The 26,118-nt window shown below is 45.0% G+C and carries 22 protein-coding genes and 1 pseudogene; 9 read left to right on the forward strand and 14 right to left on the reverse strand.

The genetic code is table 11. The annotated features are described in order from the left end of the window. Positions 1-58 precede the first annotated feature (58 nt). Positions 59-1,633 (reverse strand): outer membrane protein assembly factor BamB family protein, encoded by a 1,575-nt coding sequence (locus D0A37_RS27305; protein ID WP_242719297.1) that lies wholly within the window; start codon positions 1,631-1,633, stop codon positions 59-61. 127 nt (positions 1,634-1,760) lie between these two features. Here D0A37_RS27305 and D0A37_RS27310 point away from each other — a divergent pair, with 127 nt between their 5' ends. Next, positions 1,761-3,848, forward strand: a complete 2,088-nt coding sequence (locus D0A37_RS27310; RefSeq protein ID WP_242719299.1) for a thioredoxin domain-containing protein — start codon at positions 1,761-1,763, stop codon at positions 3,846-3,848. A 283-nt stretch (positions 3,849-4,131) separates the two neighbouring features. On the opposite strand, the gene D0A37_RS27315 is transcribed toward D0A37_RS27310, so the two are convergent. The 4 genes from D0A37_RS27315 to D0A37_RS27330 form a co-directional block, all read right to left on the reverse strand. After that, complete coding sequence (locus D0A37_RS27315) at positions 4,132-5,220, reverse strand: ABC transporter ATP-binding protein (protein ID WP_242719301.1); 1,089 nt, start codon at positions 5,218-5,220, stop codon at positions 4,132-4,134. 227 nt (positions 5,221-5,447) lie between these two features. Beyond that, a complete protein-coding gene (locus tag D0A37_RS27320) occupies positions 5,448-6,509 on the reverse strand; it encodes an ABC transporter substrate-binding protein (RefSeq protein ID WP_242719303.1) in 1,062 nt (353 codons plus the stop codon). 51 nt (positions 6,510-6,560) lie between these two features. After that, positions 6,561-7,418 carry an ABC transporter permease gene (locus D0A37_RS27325; RefSeq protein WP_242719305.1) on the reverse strand — a complete coding sequence of 286 codons (858 nt, stop codon included), beginning with the start codon at positions 7,416-7,418 and terminating at the stop codon, positions 6,561-6,563. A 114-nt stretch (positions 7,419-7,532) separates the two neighbouring features. Beyond that, positions 7,533-8,381 (reverse strand): ABC transporter permease, encoded by an 849-nt coding sequence (locus tag D0A37_RS27330; protein ID WP_242719307.1) that lies wholly within the window; start codon positions 8,379-8,381, stop codon positions 7,533-7,535. A gap of 101 nt (positions 8,382-8,482) precedes the next feature. On the opposite strand from D0A37_RS27330, the gene D0A37_RS27335 reads away from it, so the two are divergent. Next, positions 8,483-9,994: a hydroxysqualene dehydroxylase gene (locus D0A37_RS27335; RefSeq protein WP_242719308.1), complete on the forward strand. Its 1,512-nt coding sequence runs from the start codon at positions 8,483-8,485 to the stop codon at positions 9,992-9,994. 200 nt (positions 9,995-10,194) lie between these two features. Here D0A37_RS27335 and D0A37_RS27340 read toward each other — a convergent pair whose 3' ends face one another. Then, the gene (locus D0A37_RS27340; protein WP_242719310.1) at positions 10,195-10,608 is read right to left on the reverse strand and encodes a peptide chain release factor 1; all 414 of its coding nucleotides are present in this window, start codon (positions 10,606-10,608) and stop codon (positions 10,195-10,197) included. Between the two features lie 165 nt (positions 10,609-10,773). Here D0A37_RS27340 and D0A37_RS27345 point away from each other — a divergent pair, with 165 nt between their 5' ends. Next, a complete protein-coding gene (locus D0A37_RS27345; RefSeq protein WP_242719312.1) occupies positions 10,774-10,980 on the forward strand; it encodes a hypothetical protein in 207 nt (68 codons plus the stop codon). Between the two features lie 238 nt (positions 10,981-11,218). Further along, entirely contained in the window at positions 11,219-11,641 is a 423-nt protein-coding gene (locus D0A37_RS27350) for a DUF6335 family protein (RefSeq protein ID WP_242719314.1), read from the forward strand. 90 nt (positions 11,642-11,731) lie between these two features. Here the strand turns inward: D0A37_RS27350 and D0A37_RS27355 are convergent. Continuing rightward, a pseudogene (locus tag D0A37_RS27355) lies at positions 11,732-12,106 on the reverse strand (response regulator transcription factor); the annotation flags it as partial. Positions 12,107-12,463: 357 nt separating this feature from the next. On the opposite strand from D0A37_RS27355, the gene D0A37_RS27360 reads away from it, so the two are divergent. Further along, entirely contained in the window at positions 12,464-13,165 is a 702-nt protein-coding gene (locus tag D0A37_RS27360) for a DUF4079 domain-containing protein (protein WP_242719316.1), read from the forward strand. Positions 13,166-13,323: 158 nt separating this feature from the next. Here the strand turns inward: D0A37_RS27360 and D0A37_RS27365 are convergent, their stop codons facing one another. From D0A37_RS27365 to D0A37_RS27375, 3 genes are all read right to left on the reverse strand, one after another. Beyond that, on the reverse strand, positions 13,324-14,202 hold the full coding sequence (locus D0A37_RS27365) for a carbohydrate ABC transporter permease (RefSeq protein WP_242719318.1): 879 nt from the start codon (positions 14,200-14,202) through the stop codon (positions 13,324-13,326). 279 nt (positions 14,203-14,481) lie between these two features. Continuing rightward, complete coding sequence (locus tag D0A37_RS27370) at positions 14,482-15,945, reverse strand: CIA30 family protein (protein WP_242719320.1); 1,464 nt, start codon at positions 15,943-15,945, stop codon at positions 14,482-14,484. Positions 15,946-16,068: 123 nt separating this feature from the next. Further along, positions 16,069-18,591: an ATP-binding protein gene (locus D0A37_RS27375; protein ID WP_242719322.1), complete on the reverse strand. Its 2,523-nt coding sequence runs from the start codon at positions 18,589-18,591 to the stop codon at positions 16,069-16,071. A gap of 485 nt (positions 18,592-19,076) precedes the next feature. On the opposite strand from D0A37_RS27375, the gene D0A37_RS27380 reads away from it, so the two are divergent. Then, on the forward strand, positions 19,077-19,466 hold the full coding sequence (locus D0A37_RS27380) for a hypothetical protein (RefSeq protein WP_242719324.1): 390 nt from the start codon (positions 19,077-19,079) through the stop codon (positions 19,464-19,466). A gap of 124 nt (positions 19,467-19,590) precedes the next feature. On the opposite strand, the gene D0A37_RS27385 is transcribed toward D0A37_RS27380, so the two are convergent. Both D0A37_RS27385 and D0A37_RS27390 read right to left on the reverse strand, forming a co-directional pair. After that, positions 19,591-20,448 carry an Hpt domain-containing protein gene (locus D0A37_RS27385; protein ID WP_242719326.1) on the reverse strand — a complete coding sequence of 286 codons (858 nt, stop codon included), beginning with the start codon at positions 20,446-20,448 and terminating at the stop codon, positions 19,591-19,593. Positions 20,449-20,611: 163 nt separating this feature from the next. Then, positions 20,612-21,538, reverse strand: coding sequence for a DMT family transporter (locus tag D0A37_RS27390; RefSeq protein ID WP_242719328.1), 927 nt, complete (start codon positions 21,536-21,538; stop codon positions 20,612-20,614). A 275-nt stretch (positions 21,539-21,813) separates the two neighbouring features. Here D0A37_RS27390 and D0A37_RS27395 point away from each other — a divergent pair, with 275 nt between their 5' ends. Then, positions 21,814-22,614 (forward strand): SDR family NAD(P)-dependent oxidoreductase, encoded by an 801-nt coding sequence (locus D0A37_RS27395; RefSeq protein WP_242719331.1) that lies wholly within the window; start codon positions 21,814-21,816, stop codon positions 22,612-22,614. Between the two features lie 96 nt (positions 22,615-22,710). Here the strand turns inward: D0A37_RS27395 and D0A37_RS27400 are convergent, their stop codons facing one another. Continuing rightward, the gene (locus tag D0A37_RS27400; RefSeq protein WP_242719333.1) at positions 22,711-23,520 is read right to left on the reverse strand and encodes a calcium-binding protein; all 810 of its coding nucleotides are present in this window, start codon (positions 23,518-23,520) and stop codon (positions 22,711-22,713) included. A 198-nt stretch (positions 23,521-23,718) separates the two neighbouring features. Here D0A37_RS27400 and D0A37_RS27405 point away from each other — a divergent pair, with 198 nt between their 5' ends. Next, positions 23,719-24,699: an ABC transporter ATP-binding protein gene (locus D0A37_RS27405; RefSeq protein WP_242719335.1), complete on the forward strand. Its 981-nt coding sequence runs from the start codon at positions 23,719-23,721 to the stop codon at positions 24,697-24,699. A 169-nt stretch (positions 24,700-24,868) separates the two neighbouring features. Here D0A37_RS27405 and D0A37_RS27410 read toward each other — a convergent pair whose 3' ends face one another. Next, positions 24,869-25,018 carry a hypothetical protein gene (locus tag D0A37_RS27410; RefSeq protein ID WP_242719338.1) on the reverse strand — a complete coding sequence of 50 codons (150 nt, stop codon included), beginning with the start codon at positions 25,016-25,018 and terminating at the stop codon, positions 24,869-24,871. An 86-nt stretch (positions 25,019-25,104) separates the two neighbouring features. Between D0A37_RS27410 and D0A37_RS27415 the strand changes: the two genes are divergently transcribed. Next, positions 25,105-25,893, forward strand: coding sequence for an ABC transporter permease (locus D0A37_RS27415; protein ID WP_242719340.1), 789 nt, complete (start codon positions 25,105-25,107; stop codon positions 25,891-25,893). The last annotated feature ends 225 nt before the right edge of the window (positions 25,894-26,118 follow it).

The raw sequence follows: 26,118 nt of genomic DNA on the forward strand, positions 1-26,118 counted from the left end.
ACTCTGTTGTGGAACAGGCATCTTGCCTGTTCCCGATAGAGGTACAAAATACCAATAACTAACCCAAAGTATACATCCAGCCATCCCTCCCGCAAATCCTCACAATTCCGTCCCAAACTACAGGCGTCGCCTCAAATGACAAACCCGGCTTAAATCTCCCCGATTCTATTACTTTCAAACGGTAAAACTCCCCTTTAGCATTTTTCAACGCATTCTGATCCCCCGACTTGGCTCGTTCCCAATTCAAATTGAACAAATAAACACCGTTGTATCCCGCACTGATCAGTTTATTGCCATCGGTAAAAATCGGAGTGGAAATTGAAGAACCAATCGCTTTTTTAAATACTATTACCGGAGTATCGTAAGACTGGTTACGCCAAGGCACAGCAATTTTTTTACCTGTAATCATATCTTGGGAACCGATGTACAAATTGCCGTCGAGCGCATTTGTGGCAAACAGCGCCGGAAACTCCCCTGAGTTGTACTCGTCATTCAACGCCACCGAGCCAATTATTCCGCCTTCCCAGCTAGAAACTCGGCGATTTCCGGTAGGCAAAAACCATTCGACGCTGGCATTCGGTTCCTTGTTGGGATTCAGCTTCAGCACTCCGCCGTTGCCCTGAATGTATTGTTTTTCAATGGCACAAAACAGTTTACCTGATTTAGAAATTACAGCACTTCCATCCAAATCTGAACCAGTATAGAAATCCCAAACTATCTTTTTACTTGCAATGCTAATACCGTAAATATGACCTGAACCAGCAGCTATAAAGATTCGATCTTTGAGCCGCGATGGCGATGATTCCGCTACCAAGTTGCCGCCGTGCTTCCTGATATCGGCTGCTGCATAAAGCTGTACTTCCGACAAGATACTTGGCTGCTTGATACCTTGTTTGATTTTTGCATTGCTTGTGGAACTATCGAGAAAATAGCCGATCGCATTTTCCCCCGCATTGAACAAAACTCCACCGCCGATGTCCAAAGCGCTGCTGTCATTATCCCGGCTGTAGCTGGGCGTTTTCCTGATGTCCAATTTCCAAAGTTCCTTGCCAGTTCTAAAAGATATTGCCCTAAAACTCGGCACTACTTTTTTGCCACCCCCGCCACTGCGACTGCCTTGCAAAATCACAATTCTGTTTTCAGCATTCGCTTTTTCATCGATATAAATCGTTGATGATCCTTTGATCACATCATCAAATTTATAGCGCCAAACTTCTTTATTGGTAGCAATATCTATTTTTCGCAAATTGTGGTCATAAGCACCTATAATTAAATAAGTTTTTCCCCCGTCTCTGGTAATTGTCGGCTGTCCTGTCCAACCGGCACCGCTCCAAACTACAGACCGCCTTCCCAGAAAAGTCCGGCCGCCGCCTAGTTGAAATTTGTCGATTAACTTCAAGCTTTTCGGAACACCTCTGCCGTAGAAACGGCGCTTGTCATTACCTAAAAATGTTGGGACTAATAATTCTATTTCTGGGTCTGCTTTAGCCAGGAAATTGTTAAGATTAGTTTCTACTAAAGCTTGTTCCGAGGATGCAGTTTGGCTGAGTTTGATAACAGCAGGAGGAACAGCAGAACTCACCAAAAATTGTCCGAGCTGTTGATTGAAGGTTCTCCGAGATGATAAGCTCATATTAGATCGAGATAATCAGTCATAATATTAAAACATAATGATCAACAACAACTAAACTAAAACATCTCGCGCTAAACTGCTAGAGGACTGACAAGCTTACCCAGCACGAGTAAAAGTATATTTGATTATGGTCAACCGTCTTGCTCAATCCCAAAGCCTTTACCTGCGGAAACACGCCGAAAATCCGATCGACTGGTGGCCTTGGTGCGACGAAGCTTTGGAAGCGGCCCGGAGCGAAAATAAACCGATTTTCCTGTCAATTGGCTACTCTAGCTGCCATTGGTGCACGGTGATGGAAGGGGAAGCATTTTCCGATCGCGCGATCGCCGAATACATGAATTCGCATTTTATACCCGTAAAAGTCGATCGCGAAGAACGCCCGGATATTGACAGCATTTATATGCAAACCTTGCAAATGATGACCGGTCAAGGCGGTTGGCCGCTCAACGTTTTTCTCACTCCCGACGAGCGAGTTCCCTTCTACGGAGGCACTTATTTCCCCGTAGAACCGCGCTACGGACGGCCGGGATTTTTAGAGGTTTTGCAAGCAATTCGCCGCTTTTACGACACAGAAAAAGGCAAAGTAGAAACCTTCAAAGCAGAGATTTTAGGCAACCTCCAACAGACGGCAGCGCTGTCAGGAGTAACCGCCGAATTAAATCGCGAAATTTTTCAAAAAGGCTTAGAACTCAACACCGGAATTGTTGCCGGCCACAACCCCGGGCCCAGTTTTCCGATGATACCTTATGCTGAGCTCGCACTGCGCGGAACGCGATTTAATTTTGAATCAAAATACGACAGCAAACAAGTCTGCACTCAGCGCGGATTAGACTTAGCATTGGGCGGCATTTACGACCACGTAGCAGGCGGATTTCACCGCTACACGGTTGATGCGACTTGGACTGTGCCACACTTTGAAAAAATGCTATACGACAACGGTCAAATTGTTGAGTATTTAGCGAATTTGTGGAGCGCGGGAGTACAAGAACCGGCTTTTGAATCTGCGATTGCGGGGACAGTAGAATGGTTGAAGCGAGAAATGATGGCGCCAACAGGCTATTTTTATGCTGCACAGGATGCTGACAGCTTTAACACTTCTGAAGAACTTGAACCGGAAGAAGGAGCATTTTATGTCTGGACTTATGCCGAACTGGAACAACTATTAACGGCTGAGGAATTGGCGGGAATTAAAGCACAGTTTACTGTTAGTCGCAGCGGCAATTTTGAAGGCAAGAATGTATTGCAGCGGCGCCATCCGGGAAAACTGAACGACACGGTAGAAACGGCTTTGGCTAAACTCTTTACTGTGCGTTACGGTGGCAATCCCGATACTGTAAAAACCTTTCCGCCAGCCCGCAACAATCAAGAAGCTAAAAACGACAGTTGGCCGGGTAGAATTCCCGCCGTTACTGACACGAAAATGATTGCTGCTTGGAATAGCTTAATGATTTCTGGTTTAGCCCGCGCGGCAGCGGTTTTTGGAAATTGGGAATATCTGGAATTAGCTGTGACTACTGCTAATTTTATTTTAGATAATCAGTGGACGGATGGGCGATTTCAGCGGTTGAATTATGACGGACAATCTGCTGTAACCGCGCAGTCGGAAGATTATGCTTTGTTTGTGAAAGCATTGTTGGATTTGCATCAAGCGAGTTTGACTTTAGGCAACGGGGAAGAGGCAAAACAGTTGCCGAGTTCTCAGTTTTGGTTGGAGAAAGCTGTGCAGGTGCAAGAAGAGTTTGATGAGTTTTTGTGGAGCGTGGAATTGGGAGGATATTACAATACTGCTAAGGATGCTAGCGGAGATTTGTTGGTGCGGGAACGCAGCTATATAGACAATGCAACCCCGGCGGCGAATGGAATTGCGATCGCCTCTTTAATTCGTCTCGCACTGTTGGGGCAAAATTTGGAATATCTCGATCGCGCGGAGCAAGGTTTGCAAGCATTCAGCAGTGTTGTACAAGATGCTCCGCAAGCTTGTCCGAGTCTACTTTCGGCGATCGATTGGTATCAGCATTCTACCCTGATTCGCACGACTACCGATCAAATTTCTGGCTTGGTTTCCCAGTATTATCCGACTGCTGTCTGTCAGATTGAGGCTGATTTGCCTGAAGGTGTTATCGGGTTAGTTTGCGAGTGTTTGACTTGCAAGGAACCGGCGAAAAGTCAAGAGCGGCTGTTGGAGGAAATTTTGCAAAGTCAAACGCGAGTTTAGCACCAATACTGTCTATATTATTGAACCGCGAAGACACCAAGGACGCGAAGAAAGAAGGAGGAAGCTGGAGGAAGAAGTAGATTATCTTCTACCGGGAAGGAAGTACATCTTCAATCGGCTCCTCAATCTTCTAAAATCTCAACTAAGTTTTCCATTGTCACATTGCTTGAACTTAGCTTTACTGGTTAGACGGTGCTTGGCGACCGTAGCGATAGTTAGACTTTGGATACTACCTAATCTTACTCTGTCGGCAGAATATCAGTAGTTGCAGCCCGCTTGAGTGTCAAAAAATACAGATACTTTCCGGCGGCACGGCAACTCGAACGCTGTCGCCGACTTGGTATCGCTGCAAGTCATCTCTGTGCAAGTTTTGTCGGCGAAGGGCGATCGAACTTTTAGCAGTCAACCGCACCGTATAGCGCGTGTCAGTGCCAATATAAATAGCTTCTTCTACTATTCCCGGCCAGCTATTTTCAGCATCATAATTAGCCGGGAAAATAGCAGCTTTTTCTGGTCGCAACACCAGGGTGACAACTTTCCCAGCGGGCATATCTTCGGCTGTCGCAACTAACACGGGCAACTGCTGGTCAACCAACACGATTATTTGACCGTTTTGCTTTTCTACTACTTGCCCGCTTAAAAAATTGCTGTCGCCAATAAAATCAGCAACAAACCGCGTTTTAGGATATTCATAAATATCAACTGGCGTCCCCACTTGTTGCAGTTTTCCTCCATCCATCACTGCAATTCTGTCCGACATTGTTAGTGCTTCTTCTTGATCGTGAGTCACATAAATAAACGTAATTCCCAATTTGCGCTGCATTTTTTTTAATTCTAACTGCATCTCTTTACGCAATTTTAAATCCAGCGCTCCTAGGGGTTCATCCAACAGCAAAACAGACGGCTGTTTGACTAAGGCTCTTGCTAGCGCTACTCGCTGCTGCTGTCCCCCTGACAGTTGGCGGGGATAGCGTTTTTCTACATCGGTTAACTGTACTAATGCTAAGGCTTCAACAACGCGATCGCGAATTGTTTTCTGAGGCAAATTCTCCATTTCCAACCCAAAAGCGGCATTTTGTGCTACTGTCATGTGCGGAAATAAAGCATAATTTTGAAATACCGTATTCACTGGGCGGTGAAACGGTGGGCGATTTTGCATCGGTTGACCGTGAATGTAAATTTCGCCCGCTGTGGGAATTTCAAAACCCGCAATCATTCGCAAAGTTGTAGTTTTGCCACAGCCAGAAGGGCCGAGCAAAGAAAAGAATTCTCGATCGTAAATTTGCAGGTTGATGTTGTCTACAGCTAAGAAATCTTGACTGCGGACACTTTTAAATACTTTGGAAACGTCTAAAACTTCGACAGCGTGCATTGTGTTAGTATGTATGAGTGATAAGTAATAAAAATCTTAGTTCGAGTCCGGTTAAACTGATATCTTGCACCATTCTCAATTACTTGTTTAGGAACGGGCAAGATGGCCGTTCCACAAAACTTAATTTTCTTGTGGAACGGGCATCTTGCCCGTTCTTGACGATGGTGCAACTCCAATACAAGCTAAAAATTTAAGTAAACCAGCCCCGGCAGAAACCTGTTTTCTATCTATTTTCCAGCCCCTGCTTTAACTTCCGTCCAAGCTCGATCGTACAATGCAGTTGCTTTCCCGACATCCTGCAATAATTTCATTTTGTCAAACACCTCAGCAGGCGGGTAAATTTGAGGATTTTTCAAATCGTTCGGGTCGATTAAACCTAGATCGATGGCTGCTTTGTTGGGCGATCCGAAGTGGGTAAAATTAGCAATTTTAGCGCCTACTTCTGGCTGCAAAATAAAGTTAATAAATTTCTCCGCTAACTCTTTCTGGGGCGCACCTTTGGGAATTGCCATGTTGTCAGAGAAGATAATTGTTCCTTCTTTGGGGATAGCGTAGCGGAGATTGGGATTTTCTTTCATAACTTGGAAAACATCGCCGCTCCATTCCATTGTCAGATTTACTTCTCCTTGATCGAGGAGATTTTGACCAGTATCCGGGACAAAAGCGGCAATGATATTGTTACTTTTAATCAGCAAATCGCGGGCTTTGTTAATTTCTTCGGGATTGGTTGTATTGGGGTCAAATCCTAAATACATTAAAACTCCTGCAAATGTGTACCGGGCATCGTCTTGCCACGCGACTTTTCCGGTATATTTCGGGTCGAACATCGCCCCCCAACTGTTAAGTTCTCCCTGAGTTGTTTTCACGTTGTAGCCAATTCCCATTGTTCCCCACAGGTAGGGCAGGGAATATTTATTTCCCTGGTCAAATGCTTGATTGATAAACTTAGGTTGTAGGTTCTTTTGGTTGGGAATATTGTTTAGATTCAGCGGCTCAATTATATTTTCTGCGATCATGATTTTCACCATGTAATCGGCGGGAAATATTAAGTCGTAACCGGGGTTTCCCTGTTTGAGTTTGGCGTAGAGTGCGTCGCTGTTCTCAAAAGTGTCGTATTGAATTTTAACATTGTTCTCTTTCTCGAATTGGGCGATCGCTTCTGGGGCGATATAACTTGCATAATTGTAAATGCTGAGGACTTGCTGCTGGTTGCCACCTGTGGGGCTACAGCCGAAAGCCACCGTTGCACTCATCACAAACAAAATTAGGAAAGTCAGCAGGCGTTTCATAGGTTGTGTTAGTTGCAGACGACAATAATTATGACACAGAAAGCATTTTTTTTAACTTTTCTGAACTTTTAACGATGATAAAACCAGCAATAAGGAAGCCAACAACATCAAAGTTGAAATGGCATTAATCGCTGGCGTTACTGCAAACTTTATCATGCCGTAAACAAATAACGGCAGCGTCACGGAACCGACGCCGGTGGTAAAGAATGTCACGACAAAATCGTCTAGCGACAGAGTAAAAGCCAGCAGTGCCGCGCTGAAAATAGCGGGTAGAATTAGAGGGAGAGTGATGCGCCAAAAAGTCCGCCATTCGTTAGCGCCTAAGTCAAAAGCTGCTTGTTCTAATATCGGATCGAGTTCCGCCAAACGCGCCCTGACAGTAATAGTCACAAAGGAAATATTAAAGACAACATGACCGATAATTACGGTAGGTAAGCCGAGATTGAGGCGAATTCCCGTGAGATTTTCTACGATCCGAAATACTAGGGTAAAGAAAACTAGCAGCGAAATGCCGATCGTAATTTCGGGCATGATAATCGGCAAAAACAGTAAAGCTTCTACTGCTTTGCGCCCGGGGAAATGAAAGCGTTCCAGCGCTAGCGCGAGCGTTGTACCAAAAACGGTTGCCAGCACAGTCGAAATAGCTGCAATTAGCAAGCTGTTGTTGAGGGCTGTCAAGATTCCGGCGCTGCTACTCGTAGCCATCGTCGCCCCTGCATTGCTAAACAAACTGCGGTACCAATCGAGGGTAAAGCCGCGCCAAACGGCATTGAATCTGGAGGCGTTAAAGGAGTAAATAATTAAGATCAGAATTGGCAGGTAGAGGAAGGCAAATGCTAGTGCAGCTTGTACCCAAAGCCACTTTTTGCCGATCGCCCGCACGAGTAAATCTAGTTTTGTTTTAGTCATTAGTCAGTAGTCATTAGTCAGTAGTCAGGAGTCAGTAGTCATTAGTCAGTAGTCATTAATCCTTAGCGCAGCTTCACCTAAACGCAGGGTGCAACGATTCGTGTATACCTTACCTTATTGAGTTTCGTCAGACACGCGGAAGTAAATTAACACAGGAATCAATATGATTACCGTCAACAGCATAGAAAGTGCTGAGCCAAAAGGCCAATCACGGGCTTTCATAAACTGATTTTGAATCAAATTTCCCACCATAACTGTTTTAGAACCACCTAATATATCCGGTGTGATGAAAGCGCCGACAGCGGGTACAAAAACTAAAATAGATCCTGCAACAATGCCGCGACTTGTTAAGGGTAAAAACACGCGCCACAAAGTGCGGATGTCATTTGCCCCTAAATCGTGAGCGGCTTCTACCAATGAAAAATTGAAGCGTTCTATGCTAGAATATAAAGGCAGAACCATGAAAGGTAAATAGCCGTAAATAAGACCGATCGCCACAGCGAAAGGCGTAAAAAGCAAGTTTAACGGTTCGCTAATAATTTGCAGGCTTTGCAGGGCTGTGTTAACTACTCCTTCGCTCCGCAGGAGTATGATCCAGGCGTAGGTTCTTACTAAAAAATTCGTCCAAAATGGAATAATTACCAGCAAAAGCAAAGCATTTCGCCAGCGGGGAGAACGGGTGGCGATGAAAAATGCCAGGGGATAGCCAACTAACAAGCAAGCCGCTGTTGTCAGAAAAGCCAGCCAGAGCGATCGCCCAATTACTCCTAAGAAAAGTCCGCTGAACAAACGCTGGTAGTTGCTAAGAGTAAATATCCAAGTAACACCGCCGTAAGTACCGCGTTCTAAGAAACTGTACAAAAGTACAATTAGCACTGGCAAAATGAAGAAAACCATCAGCCATGCGGTAGCGGGAAATAAGAGCAGCAACAGGTTAGTTTGCTGGCGGTTTTTGACACTCATTATTTACTCAAGCGAAATTTAGCACATAATTCAACACATTTTATATCAAATCCGCATTTTATGAATTATGTCATCATTAATAAATTATCAAGAGGTACGCAATGTCAGCAGAATCGTCAACCCCAAAAATAGTCGTCGTCGGTGCAGGATGGGCCGGTTTAGGCGCTACCTATCACCTAGCGCAGCAAGGCTATGATGTCACCCTTCTAGAAGCAGGCCCTTATCCGGGTGGCTTAGTTGCAGGGTGGAAAACCGCCGGCGGGCGTTCCGTAGAAGCAGGCATTCATGGCTTCTGGTATCCCTACAAAAATATCTTTTCCTTAGTCAAGGAATTAGGACTCCATCCCTTCACCCCTTGGACTCGTTCTTGTCAGTATTCACCCGCCGGATTGGAAGTAGAATCGCCGATTTTTCAGGACGAACCGATCCTTCCCACACCGTTAGGAACTTTTCTTTATACCAAATTTAAAAGGCTGCCATTAGTCGATCGCCTTTCAGCCTTGCCCTTACTCTACGCCGTCCTAGATTTCGACAATTCCGACGAAGCTTGGCGCAGGTACGATCGCGTCACAGCCCGCGAACTATTCAAACAGTTTGGCGTTTCTGCAAGACTGTACCGCGATGCTTTTGAACCGATGTTATTAGTAGGTTTATTTGCACCAGGAGAACAGTGTTCTGCTGCCGCAGCTTTGGGAATGCTCTATTATTTCATCTTAGCGCACCAACCGGATTTTGATGTAGTTTGGTGTCGCGGAACAGTCGGAGAAAAAATATTTCGTCCCTGGGTCGAACGCCTGGAAAAAATCGGTGCAAAAGTATTGACCAAGCAGCGAGTTACTGACTTAGTAGTTGACAGCCACAACCGAGCAACAGGCGTTGTTTGCGGCGAAGAAACCTTCGATGCAGATGCTGTTATTTTTGCCGTTGGCGTCACGGGAATGCAAAAAATTATCAGCAGCAGCCCTGCTTTGCAAAGTCGCCAAGAGTTTCGAGAGGCGATGAATTTGGGTGCAGTTGACGTGTTAGCTGTTCGCCTGTGGTTTGACAGGAAAATTGACATTCCCCTGCCTTCTAATGCCTGTTTTGGATTTAGTTCAACTACAGGTTGGACGTTTTTTGATTTGAATGCTTTACACGACGAATTTCGAGACGAACCGGGAACAGTTGTCGAAGCTGACTTTTATCACGCCAATCAATTAATTCCCCTGAAAGATGAGGAAATAGTTTCCTTAGTTCAGCGGGATTTAGCCACTTGCATCCCCGCTTTTCGGGAGGCAAAAGTAATTGACAGCAGCGCGATTCGGCTGTCGCGGGCGGTGACGCATTTTGCCCCGGGCAGTTATCAATATTTGTTGCCGGCCATAACAAGTTATGATAATGTATTCATGAGCGGCGATTGGGTTGTTACTCGTCACGGTTCTTGGTCGCAGGAAAAGGCTTATGTTACTGGTTTGGAGGCTGCCAATTTGGTAATTTCGCGTTTCGGACTTGGGAACAAAGCAGCAATTATTCCCGTGGAAGCTGACGAACCGCACATTCAAATCGGAAGAAAGATTAATCAGTTTACTCGCAGTTTGAGTAAAACATTTATTCCCGATTTTTGGCTGCCATAAGAAGCAAGAAAGAAGAAGGAAGAAGGAATTTCTGGTTTTAAGTGGTAAGGTGTGCATTGCACACCTACCTATAGACTAATAACCAATGACCAATGACGACTGATTTTATATTCAAAAAAGAATGCAACTTTAGACAAGCTCGAAACCTGGAGATTCATCATTCATAGCCCATCTAAAATCTAAAATCTAAAATGGTATGACTATCGCCAATAAGGTCGGCCTTTCCAAAAAACTCCCACCGTAACTCCGATTAGTGCAGCTTCCGATAAACTTGCTAATAAAGGAGGTATGGGTAGGAATGACTTTAACACCAAACCCAAGAGTACGCACAAAACTAAAACCCACAAACTAATTCGGTTGAGCAAAAATTGTTGTTGCCAATACTCTAAAAAGTACACTGCTAAAGCTCCCATGCCCACTGCAGCAGCGAAAGGTATCAATGTCCCGAGGGAGGAGCCGTAAAGAAGCGTCACGACGTTGCGGATTGGCCGCGATTGCGTGAAACCCCAGGCTAAAAATAACTCCAATCCAAGCACGATGCAGTTGACGAGGGCGGCAATTTGCAGCATTTCTCGCCAAGGTAAAAGCTTTAAGCGCCGAAGAAAATTACTCACGATCGGCAGATTAGGTAGGTTGCTTTGATTTTATAACAGTTTTGCCCTGGCGATCGACCTTTGAGGCCAGTTTGTAAAGTAAAATAAACATAGAGGGCAGTCTCTTGACAAATTAACCCAGAGCATCTGCCTGCTAGTTGTTGGAACCGTGAAAGGAAAAAAGTTATGGTGGAGAACACTGTCGATTGTGCTGTGGCTTGCGTCAATGGCTGCGTTCTGGGCGACAAGTGCCCGAAGCGGGAATACGCAGAAGCAACGTCTAACTTTATTGAAAATACTTCTCTGGATAAAATCCTAGAAATAGCAGAGGAAGCGGTGAGAAGGAAACGGACGGAACCCCCCAAATGGATAATCCCTGATTTTCCCGAATAGCATTAGCCTCCGAATTAAAAAGCGATCGCCCTTTTGAAAATGGCGATCGCTTTTTGTATTCCCAATGAAATAGCTAATCCGAATCAATATATTTCCTGGGATAGAAGCTAAAAGCTTAAATAGTAATTACAATACCACTTAATTATAGCCAGCGGCAATTACTAAAAACAATTCAGTTAAAGCCAAATTCGGACATTTTTAATTTAATTGAGTTCAAAAACAAACAGGAGCAAGTATCGTGGCACAGCAAAAGAAAAGCAACGCAAAAACAACAACAGAACGCGATAATTTGGGCGATTTGCCTCAAGAAATTACCGAATCTTACGGTACCGGCATCATCGATCAACCGGGATTGAGCCAAGACGACATAACAACCCTGCAGGACAGCAGTTCGGACTACTCTTCCACCAGTGCCCAAATCGGCGGCGAGGATGGCGATCCGGCTGCGGAACAAGAAAGTGCCACTGGCGAGCAATCGGTGGGCGGAACCGCGCCTACTCCCGACCTGGATATGGTTGACGAACTGGGAGCCGCTGCGGGCATAGAAATGCCCGATGGCGCTATTTTGCACACAACAGATATGCTTGAACATCGAGATGAAAGTCGCTGGGAATTAGACCCTAGTTCTGCGGAAGATTATCAGGAACGACCGGATTTCTAGGTCTATTTTTAACCCAAAAATAGGTAGTATAATAGGAGCGGGTTGACCATTATCCATACTTCATCTGCCAAGTATTTGTAAATCCGCCCCTCATCGCTTTTGCTCTCGAAGCACATATCCAACTCCCCGAACAGTATGCAGCAGGCGTTTTGAGTTACTTGCTTATAACTTAATCCGCAACGCACGAATATACACTTCAATAATATTTGACTCGCCCATAAAATCGTAACCCCATACTTTTTCGGGAATTCGGTCGCCGGTAATTACTTGACGGGGATTTTACAGCCTAAATTCTAACAAATCCAACTATTTGGCGGTGAGTTCAATTAGTTGATTGCCTCCCTAAACTTCAGGGGTTAAACCGTTCCAAATTAAGTCTTCAAATTATAACTTATCCGGCTCATTTAGTTGAGTTCGGCGCAGAAGTGATTTCACTCCCGCTAGGAGTTCTTCAATACTGAAAGGCTAGTAACATATAGGCTCAAAGTGATGCAGGGAATTAGTCGCTAACCAACACTGACATTACCGCCAGCAGTTTTCATTTCCCTGAGAACAAGGTAATTGTAATTGCTGCATTGCGTAATTGAGAAACCTGTAGCTCACCCAACTGACAACTGCTATATCTTCTTATTGCTCAACATCTCCCGTGAATTACCCCTCATAAAGCGTGTTTGTAGTCAGGACTTTAGCCCTCTATATGGGGGTTAATAATCACTATTAGTCCTGACTACAAACTTAGTGTGCTTAGATCACCGGGTATGATATTATGTATCGCAAAAACCGGGTTGATGAAGCCAACCCTCCTCAACAAAAAGCTGATCTATGGAATTTAAAGATTTTCTGGCTTTGCTGCATCCTATTTTAGCTGTAGCGATTGTTTTTCCTATGCTTGGTGTTGTTCTCAATATGGCGTGGCAAACTATGCAGCGTCGGAAGCAAATTGCGATCGACACCAAGAGCAAAATTCCACCTGTAGTCGGTCCAGAACACGTCAAAGCCGGTCGAATTCTGTCAGGTTCTGTGGTAGGAGTGACGTTGTTGGGTCTAGCCTACCCGATTTTTGAGCATATTTTGAGCAAGGATGTTTGGAGCAAAAACTCGTTTCAGGTCATTTTCATTGTGCTGATGTTTGTTGCAACTGTCGCCTCTTTCGTCATGCTATATCGAGCTACACCCGCTTTATGGCGCGGCATATTTGCGACCCTCACAGGTACTGGTTTGGTGATTCTTGGCAGTCAAGATGGCGTTTATCGACGAACCAATGAATGGTATTGGTCTCACTACTACATTGGCATCACCGCTGCGCTAATTATGGTTTTCTCCCTTGCCATCATTGAAGACATTTACAAAGACCGCTCAAATCGCTGGCGCACTATCCATGTCATCTTGAGCTCGATCGCGGTTCTGCTCTTTTTTGGACAGGGAATGACCGGAACCAGGGATTTATTAGAAATTCCTCTGAACTGGCAGAAACCCTATATTTATACCTGTGATTTCACCAATAAGACCTGCCCAAAGCCGTGAGCGATCGCATTACTTCGATATTCAAGTCTAAAATTAGTATAAATTACAGCAATAAACCGGGTTTCTGAATGTAACAAAGTTCTGGTAATCACAGGAATGAGAACGCGAAACCGAGTTTATGATACCCGGATTGCGTCCGTCATAATCTGTCACCAATCTTAATCATTGCGAGCCAAACCCTGAAGACTAACTTGCAAAATCGACAAACCCAAAATCAGCAAAAACAAAACCAGCCCGATCGTACAAGCATAGCCAATTTCCAAATCCTTAAAAGCCCGCTCGTAAAGATAATAAACAACAGTCTTAGAACTATTGCGAGGCCCGCCCTGAGTCATAATATAAACTTCTTCAAAAACCTTAGTAGCAGAAATCGCCGAAATTACCGCTACCAAAACTAGATACGGCTTCATCAGCGGCACAGTAATATCCCAGTGCTTTCCCAAACCATCAGAACCATCAATAGCAGCCGCCTCATAAAGTTCTGCCGGAATAGCTTGCAGCCCTGCCAAGTAAATCACCATGTAATAACCCAATCCTTTCCAGATAGTAACTGCCATAACGCTAAAGATTGCTAACTTCGGATTAGCCAACCAAGAAACAGGAGGTAAACCCAACAATTCCCCCAACTGATTCAGCAGTCCAGTCTCAGCAAACAGCCACTTCCAAGCAATCCCGGCGACAACCATTGAAATCACCGCCGGTGTGTAGTATGCTGCTCGAAACCAGTTCATCCCCTTAAGTTTTTGGTTGCACAAAATCGCCATTCCCAACGGTAGAACAACCAATACAGGCACAACGCAGGTGAGATACAGCAGCGTATTCGTCAAAGTTTGCCAAAATGTGCGATCGCCCCACAACCTCTCAAAATTCTTCAAACCCACCCACTGCGGCATTTGAGTTAAATCATATTCGTAATTAGTAAAACTCAAATAAAAAGCTTGCACCGCCGGCCACAAAACAGTCAAACTTAAAATAAATAAAGCCGGAAGTAAAAACAAATAAGGAGTCAGGTTTCGTCGGAAAAAACTCACAGACATAAATTAGTTATTAGTTATTGGTTATTGTTTTACTCATCATACCAAATCTAGTTGCATCGGAATGATTAAACCGCGAAGAGCGCGAAGGAAGAATTGTATCTTTTTCTTTCTCTTCCTTCGCGTCCTTTGCCTCTTCGCGGTTCATTTAATCTTAGTCAATATTGGTTATCACATAGCATTTATCAAAGAAGTGAGGTATGCTGGCAGGCGAGATACTTTTTCTCAATTACCCCTTACTAATCACCCAGCCTACCTCATTTTACTAAGAAGTGCTATATGTTATTTAACTCCCGCAAACAAACCCTGCCAGTCTCCGGGAGAACTGGCATTTTCCCCCTCTTTCACCTCAAAAGTAACGTTGCAAGCTTGCGGTTGTTCCAAAGCCTCCACGCACAATTCTGCAATATCTTCCCGACTGACTTTGCCCCTAATATTGTCTCCTTGCTCAAATATTAAAGCTTTGCCTCCCGGTTCTTCAGTCAAAGCGCAGGGTCTGACAATAGTATAAGGTATGCCGCTCGATCGCACACAATCTTCGCCTTTCAACTTCCAAGTCAAAATCCCTCCCAACATATCATTCATTCTGACGGCCGGCGGTTCTTCTTCCAAGTTAATTCCCGGGCGGCCCGGGCGGGTAACTCCTGCCGAACTCACCATCACAAATCGCGGCAAAGTCTGTCCCCCATAAGCTTTAATAGATTCTAACTCCAGTTGAAAAATACCCGGTGTAAATTTCGGGTTGAGCGCGCCGTCATATTCAAACTTGCTCAACATTAACTGAAAAGAAAAAATACTGCTGCCATCAAATTTAGAGCCATCCTTAACAGTTTTCGCGCGGAATACTGGAATTAACTCATCAAAAGGAACGGTGATAGTAATCCAGGTATTGTAAACAGTATCAAACGAATAGCAATAGCCAATTCCATCCCATTTAGCTTCGTTGCGGACAATCAATTTGTAGCGCTTACCGTCTCCTTTGACGCGCAGGTGGAAGCCGCTAAATCCTGTGAGATTGAGCGGAGTATCGAAGTTGCGGGTACGCACCGAAGCAAAGCCGCCCGAGTTGGCAGTAGAAACATTGCCTGTGAATATAGCTGTATTGTCTGTGAGTACGATCGAACTTTCGCTAGTGCCGCCCATCACGATGTCGTCCAGGGCCCCCCAAGTTTCTTTTAAATCTTGGCTGGGTTTTGTGAAGTCAAAAATTGTTTTGTCGCCTGGTTGAATTAGCTGGCGGCGAACAGCTTGGACTAAATTATTAAGGCCTTTGTATTCTACAATTTCGGGAACATCCACAACTTCCGGCATATAAAATTTGATGCCTTGATAGTATTTTTCCCTGGTTGGCGTGTCTCCTTCTACTGGTTGAACTTTGGTGCCGGTGCAGCATATCACTGCTTCCACACCCTCGGTTACTAGCGGTGTTAGCGTCTCTGGCAGAGTGATATCTCCTTCGACTAATTCTACATTTTGGCCGAGGATTTCTGTTGCTCTTTTAGTATCTCTGACGAGGCAGCGTACTTTATATCCCCGCTGTTGTAGCCGCTTGACAACTCGCTTCCCGACGCCGCCGGTGGCACCGGCTACCAGTATCAGTTTGGGTTGGTCTTTTTTAGTTTTGCTGCTGCTTCCAAACAGTTGTTGCAGCCAGCTAATGCTGCCAATGAAGGGAATGACGCCGAAATAAGCCAAGGTTTTGAGAAACCGGCCGGCATCCCATTGGGCGGTTTTTTTTTCAGTCATATTAGCTTCCTCTGAATTGCCTCAAATCTACTTAGCTGCTTTTGTATTTTAATCGAATTTTCGATTTGTGAATTTGGGCGATTTCCTAGCCTACCCTTCGGGAACCCCTGCGCGGACTTTTTTTCACTTGACAATGGGTGTGGGATGAGTTTGGCTCAAGGGAATCTCAATAATCAACTCGGTTCCCTCTCCGGGGGCAGAAATGCAAGTCAATTTGCCACCGTGTTGTTCTACAACAATTTCGTGGCTAATCGCCAAACCTATGCCCGCACCTTTGCCCACCTGTTTTGTGGTAAAAAACGGCTCAAAAATTTTTTGGCGAACTATTTGTGTCATGCCCCAACCGTTGTCCTTGATCCGAACGGCTACGGCTTTTTCTCCGGGACAAATTTCAGTCACGAGCCGAATTTGTCCGCACTTGACTGACTCTTCTTCGCCGGCGCAGTGCGACGATAAATTATTGTTGACAAAGCCATCTTCGAGAGCATCAATTGCATTTGTCAGTACATTCATAAATACTTGGTTGATTTGAACTGCGTAACACTCAACCAAAGGCAGAGAGCCATATTCTTTGATGAGATGAATTGCTGGGCGATCGGGCTTCGGTTTTAGTCGGTTGCTCAAAATCAGCAAAGCACTGTCCAATCCGTCATGAAGGTCAACTGGTTTAATCTCGGCTTCATCAATTCTTGAAAAGTTTCGCAGCGACTGAACTATCTCGCGGATGCGGTTAGCTCCTACTTTCATTGAACCCACCAACTTCGGTAAGTCTTCCACTATAAACTCTAATTCTACGGCTTCTATTTCTGCCTGAATTTCTGGGGAAGGCGATGGATAGTGCTGCTCGTAAAGCTGCAATAAATTGATGAGTTTTTGAGTGTATTCGTTGGCATAGCTAAGATTTCCGTAGATGAAGTTAATCGGGTTAGTGACTTCATAAGCTACAGCCGCCACCAACTGTCCTAAACTTGACATTCTTTCGCTTTGCACCAATTGAGTTTGCGCCCGCTGAAGCTCGGACATTGCTGTTTTTAAATTAGCTGTTTTTTCGCGTTCTCTGGCGACTGAGGCTTCTAGTGCTGTATTTAATTTTTCGAGTTTTTCGGCTTGGCGCAGCACTATATTAATCATTGCTTTTTTCAGTTCCAATGCAGCGTCTATTTCGCATTGTTTCCAAGGCAACGATTTGCACCTAACATTTTCTTGCCACAGCTCGAAGGATTTCCGAGGAGACAGTCGCTGGGTGCCATTTTCATCTGTTTCAACTCGTTTATTGGGGTTGCCTCCCCAATTCACGGTCTTAATTACTTCCGGGCGAAACCACAAAACGTATATTTTATGAGTCGGCGATATTGGTATAGCCAAACACCCGCTGGCCGTGTCTTTAAGTTCCTCAGCTTCTGGATAGTATTTGGTCAGTGAGTCTGTATAAAAAATTTCTTTACTTAAATGCTTTTGCACCCACTGAGTTAAGTATTTGAGGGATTCTCCTTGAGGTGTTTGCCCGACTCGATAGCAATTGTCTCCAAATACTATGGCGGCTCCCTGGGCGTTGACTGCTTCTAGCAAATTATGCTGACATTTAACTAACACTTGTGACAAGTTTTCGGAGGTGGAAATGTCTTCAAAAATCTTGGTTTGAATAGATTTTAAGTGTAGTTGGTAGTCGTAGTCTTCGTTGCCTTCTTTTGATTGCAGTTCTAATGACATTACTTGCCCGATAAATTCGCAGGCGGCGCGCAATTCATAGTTGAGGTATTTTGGTGTATAGTGGTGGCAAGCAATCAATCCCCACAGTTTTTTGTCTTTGATTAACGAGATTGACATCGAAGCTGCAACGCCCATATTTTGCAGGTATTCTATGTGAATGGGAGAAACGCTTCTTAACACGCTGAAACTTAGGTCTTGGGGCTGGGTGCTAACAGCAGTGTTTCCTGAAACAAGGGGGACTGGTTGATAATTAATATCTGGGATTAACCTCAGCCAATTTAACGCATACAGTTGTCGGGCTTGTGTGGGGATATCTGAGCTGGGGTAGTTTAATCCTAAGAAGGGACTCAGCTTTTCTGCTTTGTCTTCAGCGATCACAGCGCCGTTGCCTTCGTAGTCAAATTGATAGAGCATAACTCGATCAAAACCAGAGATTTTTCTGACTTCTTCTACAGTTGTTTGAGATAATTCCTTGAGATTTTGGGCGTTTTGAATTTTGCTGACAGTGGCTCTCACTGAATGATAAAAGCTAAAAACAGAAATATTTTCTTGGCTGGTGGCTAATTCTAACTCCACCATCAAAACTTCTTCGACGCGGTGAAGGATGCAGTCAAACTCTAAAGATTTACCTGCTTTTTTGACAGAAAGTTTAATGGGATTAACGGTTTTTAAGTTTTCATTCTGCAAACAGGCCTTGAGTTTTTTTAGTTGAACTCGATTGAATAATAAGCTCAAATCTTGACCGATCGCACTTTCGGCATCGATTCCTAACAAATCTTGGGTATTTTCGCTGACTTGCACTATTTCTAGTTGAGGTTCTCGTACAACAAGTAGCACTCCGTGTGGCTGAATATGTCCCGGTATGTGAATGGGTTCTCTGTCGCAGTTTGTCAAGTCAACTTCTTCGAGTGCGGGAATTGTGATTTGTCGATCCATTTTCTTTGTCTTCCGCTGTAAACGAGAGGGTTCTATTGATTTGAGATTTGAGAGCAAATTGGCTTTTCTATAATAATCTCATATTGTTCGATCGCATCACGCCTCGATCCCTTGATGGACACGGAGAATCAATCATCCGATAATCAGCGAATCAAAAATGATTTAGTCAAAAATCAGCGTGCCGTATTTATGGCTGTGAGACCAGCCTCAGCCTTCTAGAAATTTTACCGAATTGGCTCTTCTATACTAGGGCTCCCCGATGTTAATTATCATAGCAATTCTTGCCATTCTTCAAGTAGGTTTAATAATTTTCCCAAACTTTAATATGTGTGGTAAAATTTGGCCTGCTGGCAAAGGAGGAGAGAAATGCGTCTCCAGAGCGGCCTAATTACTGAAATATTAAGTTAAAGTAAGGGTGACAAGATCTGAAAGTCAAGTCACGCTAAGCTCTTTAAGTATATCCAACAGGCCCGACAATTAGACTGATGATCGACTTCAATACAGTTACCGAGTTTTCTTGTACCCACTGCATAGCTATCTGTGCCTTTTTAGTTCCGGCAAACTTGCTGACTACTTTGCAGACAGTGATTTTGACAGCACTAAACCGACCTCGAATACAAATTTGGGCGTCTGTGGTTGTCGCCAGCCTTTGGGCTACAGCAATGATATTTCACGTTTTTAGCTGGTTCGCGATCGGGGTAGTAATGCCTCCGACATACATCTTGTTAGTGATGGGAATCACTTGTCTGACAATCAATGTCTGGGCGATCGGTCATCCTGCAAGCATGATGAAATTAATTCGAGTTGCAGTATCAGTTGTTAGGGGAGCTCTCCAGAGGAAGAAAGATTTAGTGATCTTGGAGAGAAGGATGTAATGATCTAGGAACTAAAAAATAATTTGGTCGGGGGTAATGTCAAAGATGTCAGGGAGAATATTGGTTTCAGAAGAAAGTTTTCCCTGGTTGCAAATCTGGGATCAGAGTCCCGATTTTCTACGGCTTATTCCGGTTCCCGATCGCGACAATCTTCTGTTTCCGGGCCGCGAGGATGGATCGTGCAGTTGAGCAGGTAGCCACCATCACTTCTGCCGTAATAGTAGCGACATCCGATGCAAATTGCCGGAGGTTCGATCGCACTTTGGTAAACCGGATAATCCGCAGTGGCCAGCAGCGAAAAGTCCCGCTGCGTCTGAACATTCCCGATAATAGCGCCCGAGAGTTCGACACCTTGGCGGATGTTTTCGATCCGGGTGTAAGGCGGTAGGTAAATGTCAATACAAAGGCGTAGACCCTGGCTATCCTGCTCGTGGCGGGTAATAGTGCCTCCGAGCAAACCGACGCGCGAAGCAATAGCCGAGGAAAATTCGCTCAGGGAGGTGCAGTAACCGGAGAAAACGTGAATATGTTCGTCCGTAGTAGCCCTCACAGTCAGGCGAGTGGGAATTCGCAATCTCAGGTAAGCGTCAAGTTCGTCAAAAATCGGTTCGGCCAGGGAGAGCATTTGGTTTGCGTCTTCGTGGTTGAGCCCAAAACCCTTAGAAACCTTGGACACCAGGGCTGCTAAAATATCAAAAACTTCGGTTAAAAGCGATTGCAGCCTGCTATCAATGGCGATCGGACATTCTCTGAGCAGCTTTAAATAATCCTCCAAACGATGAGCAATGCGCTGAATGCTGCTAAATCCGAGCATAGCTGCTCCCCCTTTAATCGAGTGCGAGGCTCGGATGAGCTGGTGTATTCTTTGGGGAGCTGGCGCGGTATTTTGCAGATCTTGCAAGCCTTGTTCGATAACTTGGATCTGTTCTGTGGCTTCTTCGAGAAAGTAGCCGATGATCCGCTGTAGTTGTTCTGGCAGCATAATTTTATTCTCCTAAAGGCAGCCGAGTATTGTTAGTCATTACTCAGACCTTTGATAGTTTTGAATCGATATTTCACGGATGAGTTATTGGGATTTTTAAGCCCTAATTTGTTTTATTCTGACTCACGGCCACTGTAGTGGCAATGTCGAAAACTGTTAACTCTTAACTGTTGACAGTGATTTTTTTTGCTCCGAAGGTAGCGGTTGCTACCCCCAACAGCAGCACCGCAGCACCTGTGAGTACCGCCGGCGCGGGCACTTCCCCAAACAGCAAATAACCGAACCAACTCGCCCCAACCGGTTCAAACAAGATGGCAAGAGTTACCAGAGTTGGGGAAATCTGCACTACGGCCCAGTTCAAAATGGTGTGGCCGACTAACTGAGGCAAAGCGGCCGTTAGCAAAATATAAAAATATACAATGTCTGGGTAATTAGTATAAGTAGTGCCGAAGGCGAAGGGGAGAGGTAGCAGGACGATCGCAGCTACAGTATAGGCGATCGCGATATAGCCACCAATTCCCAGTCCCCGCCGCTGAGCTTCCCGACCCAGCAGCAAATACAAGCTGACAGCCCAGGAACCAGCCAGAGCCAGGAAATCGCCCAGCAGTTGGCTGCTGCCAGCATCGGCTGCGCCCGCACTTCCAAGGGCGATCGCCATTCCCCCAGCAAGAGCTATAGTAATGCCAGCGATCGACATTTTGCTGAGTTTTTCCCCGAACCAGAAGCGCGACAAAAGCGCTACCCACACAGGATTAGTGGTGACAAGAGCAGTCGAGGCGGCGATCGAAGTATAAGAAAGTGAGGTAATCCACAGCGCAAAATGCAGGGCGAGACACAAACCCGCAGCAGCAGCATAGCGCCGAGATCCCGGTTGCAGGGCGTTCCACTGAATTTTCCGCCAAGCAGGAAGCAGAATTAAAGCAGATAAAGTCAGGCGAGAAGCCGCAAGTACCAGACTGAAACCAAAGCCGCCCGCGCCTGCTTTCAAGTTAGCCAGCCGAATTAAGATGGAGGAAGTTGAGACGGCTAAAACCCCGATAATTAACACTAGAGCGATCGACCAATTCGGCGGTTGTTTCGGAAGATTCATTTTTTAGGCATTGGGCATTGGGCATTGGGAAAATTTACAAAGCAATTGTCGCACAAATTATGAATAATTTCTATTCTCTTCTTCTCCTCTCCTCTTCTCTCTTCCTTCGCGTCCTCCGCGCCTTCGCGGTTCGTTAAAAAAAGCCCGATCGCGAAACACAAAAAAATCCTATACTCAATACTTCTAAATGTAGAGCGCGCCTAAAATTACCTGACCTCTGTTATAGTTTCAATATCGCAAAAAACAATTTACCAACTTACAATTTATAACTATCTATGGCTCCTACAGTTTTGATTACAGGCGCTTCTCAAGGAAGCGGCAAAGCAACAGCAATTTTATTTGCAAGTAAAGGTTACAATGTAGTGATGGTAGCTCGCCAGCCAGAGAGATTGGCAGCAGCAGCGGTTCAAGTGCAGCGAGAAGGCACTTCCGCTGTAGCTATTCCGGGGGATGTCGGCGACATTCAACAAGTGCGCGCGATCGTCCAAAAAGCCCTAGATACCTGCGGCAACATCGATGTTTTGGTTAACAATGCTGGCATTTGTCTCGCGGGGGCGATCGAGCAAACTACCTCCGAAGACTGGCAGCAATTAATGAATACCAATTTTTGGGGCTGCGTTAACACAATTCAAGAAATTTTGCCACATTTTCTGGAACGGAAAACAGGGACAATAGTCAATGTGGGTTCTATTGGTGGCAAAATGCCTTTGCCTCAAATGACTGCTTATTGTGCCAGCAAATATGCCGTAACCGGTTTAACAGAAACTTTGCGATTGGAATTAGCCTCTCAAGGTATTCACGTTTGCGCCGTGCATCCGGGCTTGATTAATAGCGATTTTTTAGAAAGAGCTCAATTTCGCGATCGAGACGAACCCGCAGTCGAATTGCGCCGCCAGCAAATGAGCAAAATGCTGAAATCTGAGTGGGCAACTCAGCCAGAAGATATTGCTAAAGCTATCTGGGATGCTGTGAAAAATCAGCGTGCAGAAGTTACCGTCGGTCCTGCTTTTTTGGCCTCAGAAGCTTATCGTTTGTTCCCCGGTTTGATGCAGTGGGCAATGGCAAAGGGCAACTGAAGAACAGGCAAGATGCCTGTTCCACAAAAACTGAGTTTTTTTTGTGGAACGGGCCGGAGAGCCCGTTCTTGAGATATAATTAATCAATTAGCTGCTTCAAAGCAAAGAATTAGCACTAATAAAACGACCGTTTAAATCGGCTGGGGTCACATTTAACACAGTACCCAACAAAGCATTAGTAACACCGAATCTAATATTAGTAGCTTCTACGCGACCGTTGCCATCGGGATCTAGACTTCGCTGCGAGATGTCGCCCTTAGCTAACAAACTCGTTCCCCCCGTTATAGTTGTAGGATCGAGCAGCAGCAGTCTCGGATCGTTCAAGCTATAACTTACCTCTTCCAAGGAGATATTGCTGTTGGTAAAGTCCACACTAATTCCAATCGAATCGCTAGAGTTATCAAAATCCACAATTACCGCGTCAGGAACTTCAATTCCCACTAATCTGCTTCCCCCTTGATCGACTCTCAAAACAAATACATCGCTACCTGCACCACCTTGGTAAATATCCACTTCTCTGTCGCCAATTAAAGTATCATTACCGTCACCGCCCACTAACAAATCAACACCTCGTCCACCTCGCACCAAATCATTTCCCGCACCCCCATCAAGGAAATCGCTATTTCTATCTCCTGTCAAGAAATCGTCGCCAGTTTCTCCCAAAACATCGTCATCCTCTTTGCCGGCGTAAATAGAATCATTCCCGACACCGCCTAAGAGACTGTCTTCACCATCGTTGCCGAAAATCCCTTCTGCATCTGACGAGCCCCTGACAGTATCATTGCCGCCCAGCATCCAAAGTCCCCCAGCAAAACTAGCAAGTTGTCCTGGTGCAAGTGTAATATTTTCAGAAGAATTGTCTCCTAACAAACGAGATGTGCCTGAATTATCTGGCGTGAGTACCATATTTGTAAACTTTGTGCGATGTGATTATGGATATTTTGCAATATTCTACAGCTTAGTAGGGTGCGCCCGAACACAGTTACTTTCTCACTGGCGATCGAGGAATCGGTGGCGCACCCTACTACACAGCTCGATCGCTCTATCTTGGCACAAGCCTGATGGAAATACCCTAGATTAAAATAAAAGTTAAAATTTGAGCCGATGCCAATTATCTTAGTTGAAGACTTGAGCAAAGTTTATCCGGTAGCGATTAAAGAACCGGGACTTAAAGGAACAGTGCGGCACTTTTTCAGCCGGACATACCGCAATGTCAAAGCCGTTGAGGGCGTTTCTTTCAGTATTGAACCGGGGGAAGTGGTGGGGTTTCTCGGTGCTAACGGTGCGGGCAAAACTACTACGCTGAAAATGCTGACTGGTTTGATTTATCCATCGGCTGGTACTGTGAGAGTGTGCGATCGTACTCCTTTCCGTCGCGAAGCAGATTTTCTGCAAAGAATCACCTTAGTCATGGGGCAGAAACAGCAGTTAATTTGGGATTTACCAGTGCTTGATTCTCTGCGAATCAATGCCGCTGTCTACGGCATTCCCGATACAGATTATCGGCGGCGAATCGGAGAATTGACAGAAATGCTGTCACTAGAAGGCAAGTTAAATCAGGCGGTGCGAAAGCTGTCTTTAGGCGAACGCATGAAAGCTGAATTGATGGCGGCGCTAATGCACCAGCCAGAGGTATTATTTTTAGATGAACCGACTTTAGGTTTGGATATAAACGCACAGTTTAGCGTCAGGCAATTTCTGCGAGAATATAACGAGCGCTATCAAGCAACAGTGCTGTTGACGAGCCACTACATGGCTGACATTACTGCTTTGTGCAAGCGCGTTTTGTTAATCCATGAAGGTCAATTAGTTTATGATGGCAGTTTGGACGGATTGCTCGACAGGTTTGCACCTTATCGGGAAGTTCAGGTAAAATTAGCTCAGCCGCTGGCAAAAGATAGTGCTTTTGCTTACGGCGAGGTAGAATCTATTGAGGGAAATTCTGTACGGTTTTTAGTCAAAAGGGAGGAGCTGACGGTGAGTGTGGCGAAGATTTTGGCGCAGTTGGAAGTGATAGATTTGACAGTTACCGATCCGCCAATTGAAGAGGTAATCGGTCGCGTTTTTCGCACGGGAAAAGTGTAATATTTTTGGATCAGCTCATTCTCTCTAACAGGCAAGATGCCTGTTCCACTAGAATTATAAAGTAGAACCGGCAAGATGCCTGTTCCACTAGAGATTCAAGGTTTTTGTGGAACGGGCTTCTAGCCCGTTGCTAACACCTAAAAATTGAACAGGCAAGATGCCTGTTCCACTAGAGATTCAAGGTTTTTGTGGAACGGGCATCTTGCCCGTTGCTAACACCTAAAAATTGAACAGGCAAGATGCCTGTTCCACGAGAGTTTCCATGTTTTGTGGAACGGGCATCTTGCCCGTTGCTAACACCTAAAAACTGAACAGGCAAGATGCCTGTTCCACGAGAGTTTCCATGTTTTGTGGAACGGGCATCTTGCCCGTTGCTAACACCTAAAAATTAAATCTAAAAGTGATATGACAAAATCCATCAAAATTGCTAAAACTTTGCTAGTTACCTACTACGCTTATATGCTCGAATACCGGGCGGAATTGTTTTTGTGGGCGCTGTCGGGAGCTTTGCCGTTTATCTTGATGGGTGTCTGGATGCAGGCGGCCGAGACTGGTCAATTTGGGCTGAAGTCGATCGACTTTGCCCGTTATTTTTTAGCGGCTTTCATTGTCAGGCAAACAAATGTAGTGTGGGTGATTTGGGAGTTTGAAAAGGAAGTAGTGCAAGGCAGGCTCTCCAATAGATTGTTGCAGCCTCTCGATCCCGTATGGCATCACTTCGCATCTCACGTTTCCGAAAGGTTTGCGAGGCTGCCGTTTGTATGCGGATTAGTGCTGCTGTTTTTTGCACTTTACCCGCAGGCTTTTTGGCTGCCGAGTTTGGGGCGGTTTTTGCTGTTTTTGTTGGTTGTCGTCTTGGCTTTTTGCTTGCGGTTCTTGATCCAGTATACCTTTGCGCTGTTTGCTTTTTGGCTGGAAAGGGCAAGTGCGATCGAACAATTCTGGTTTTTAATTTACCTATTTTTATCGGGACTTGTCGCACCGCTAGAAGTGTTTCCCGCACCTGTGCGCGAAGTAGTTTTGTGGACACCGTTTCCTTATTTGATTCATTTTCCCGCTTCAATCTTGATAGGATTGCCCGTAGATGTAGGTCGCGGTTTGTTGGTGATGCTGGGTTGGGCTGCGGTATTTTTTGTGTGGAATCGCTGGCTTTGGCGGCAGGGCTTGAAGCAGTATTCGGGCATGGGCGCTTAAATAATAATTAAAAATTAGAAAACTGTAAGGTGCGTCACAGTAAAAATATTAATCGTTTTGTCAAAAACACTTAGCTGACGCACCTTACTTAACTGTGAAGTAAATCTAAAATCTAAACTCTAAAATCGACTGAGGCACTACTTAAGCCGATCGCACACATCATGCAAAAATGCAATCGGGACTATTCGACAATTGCATAAACATCCATTTTTTGTATATATAAGT

The organism is Microcoleus vaginatus HSN003 (genome assembly GCF_022701255.1).
GTDB classification, from domain to species: domain Bacteria; phylum Cyanobacteriota; class Cyanobacteriia; order Cyanobacteriales; family Microcoleaceae; genus Microcoleus; species Microcoleus vaginatus_B.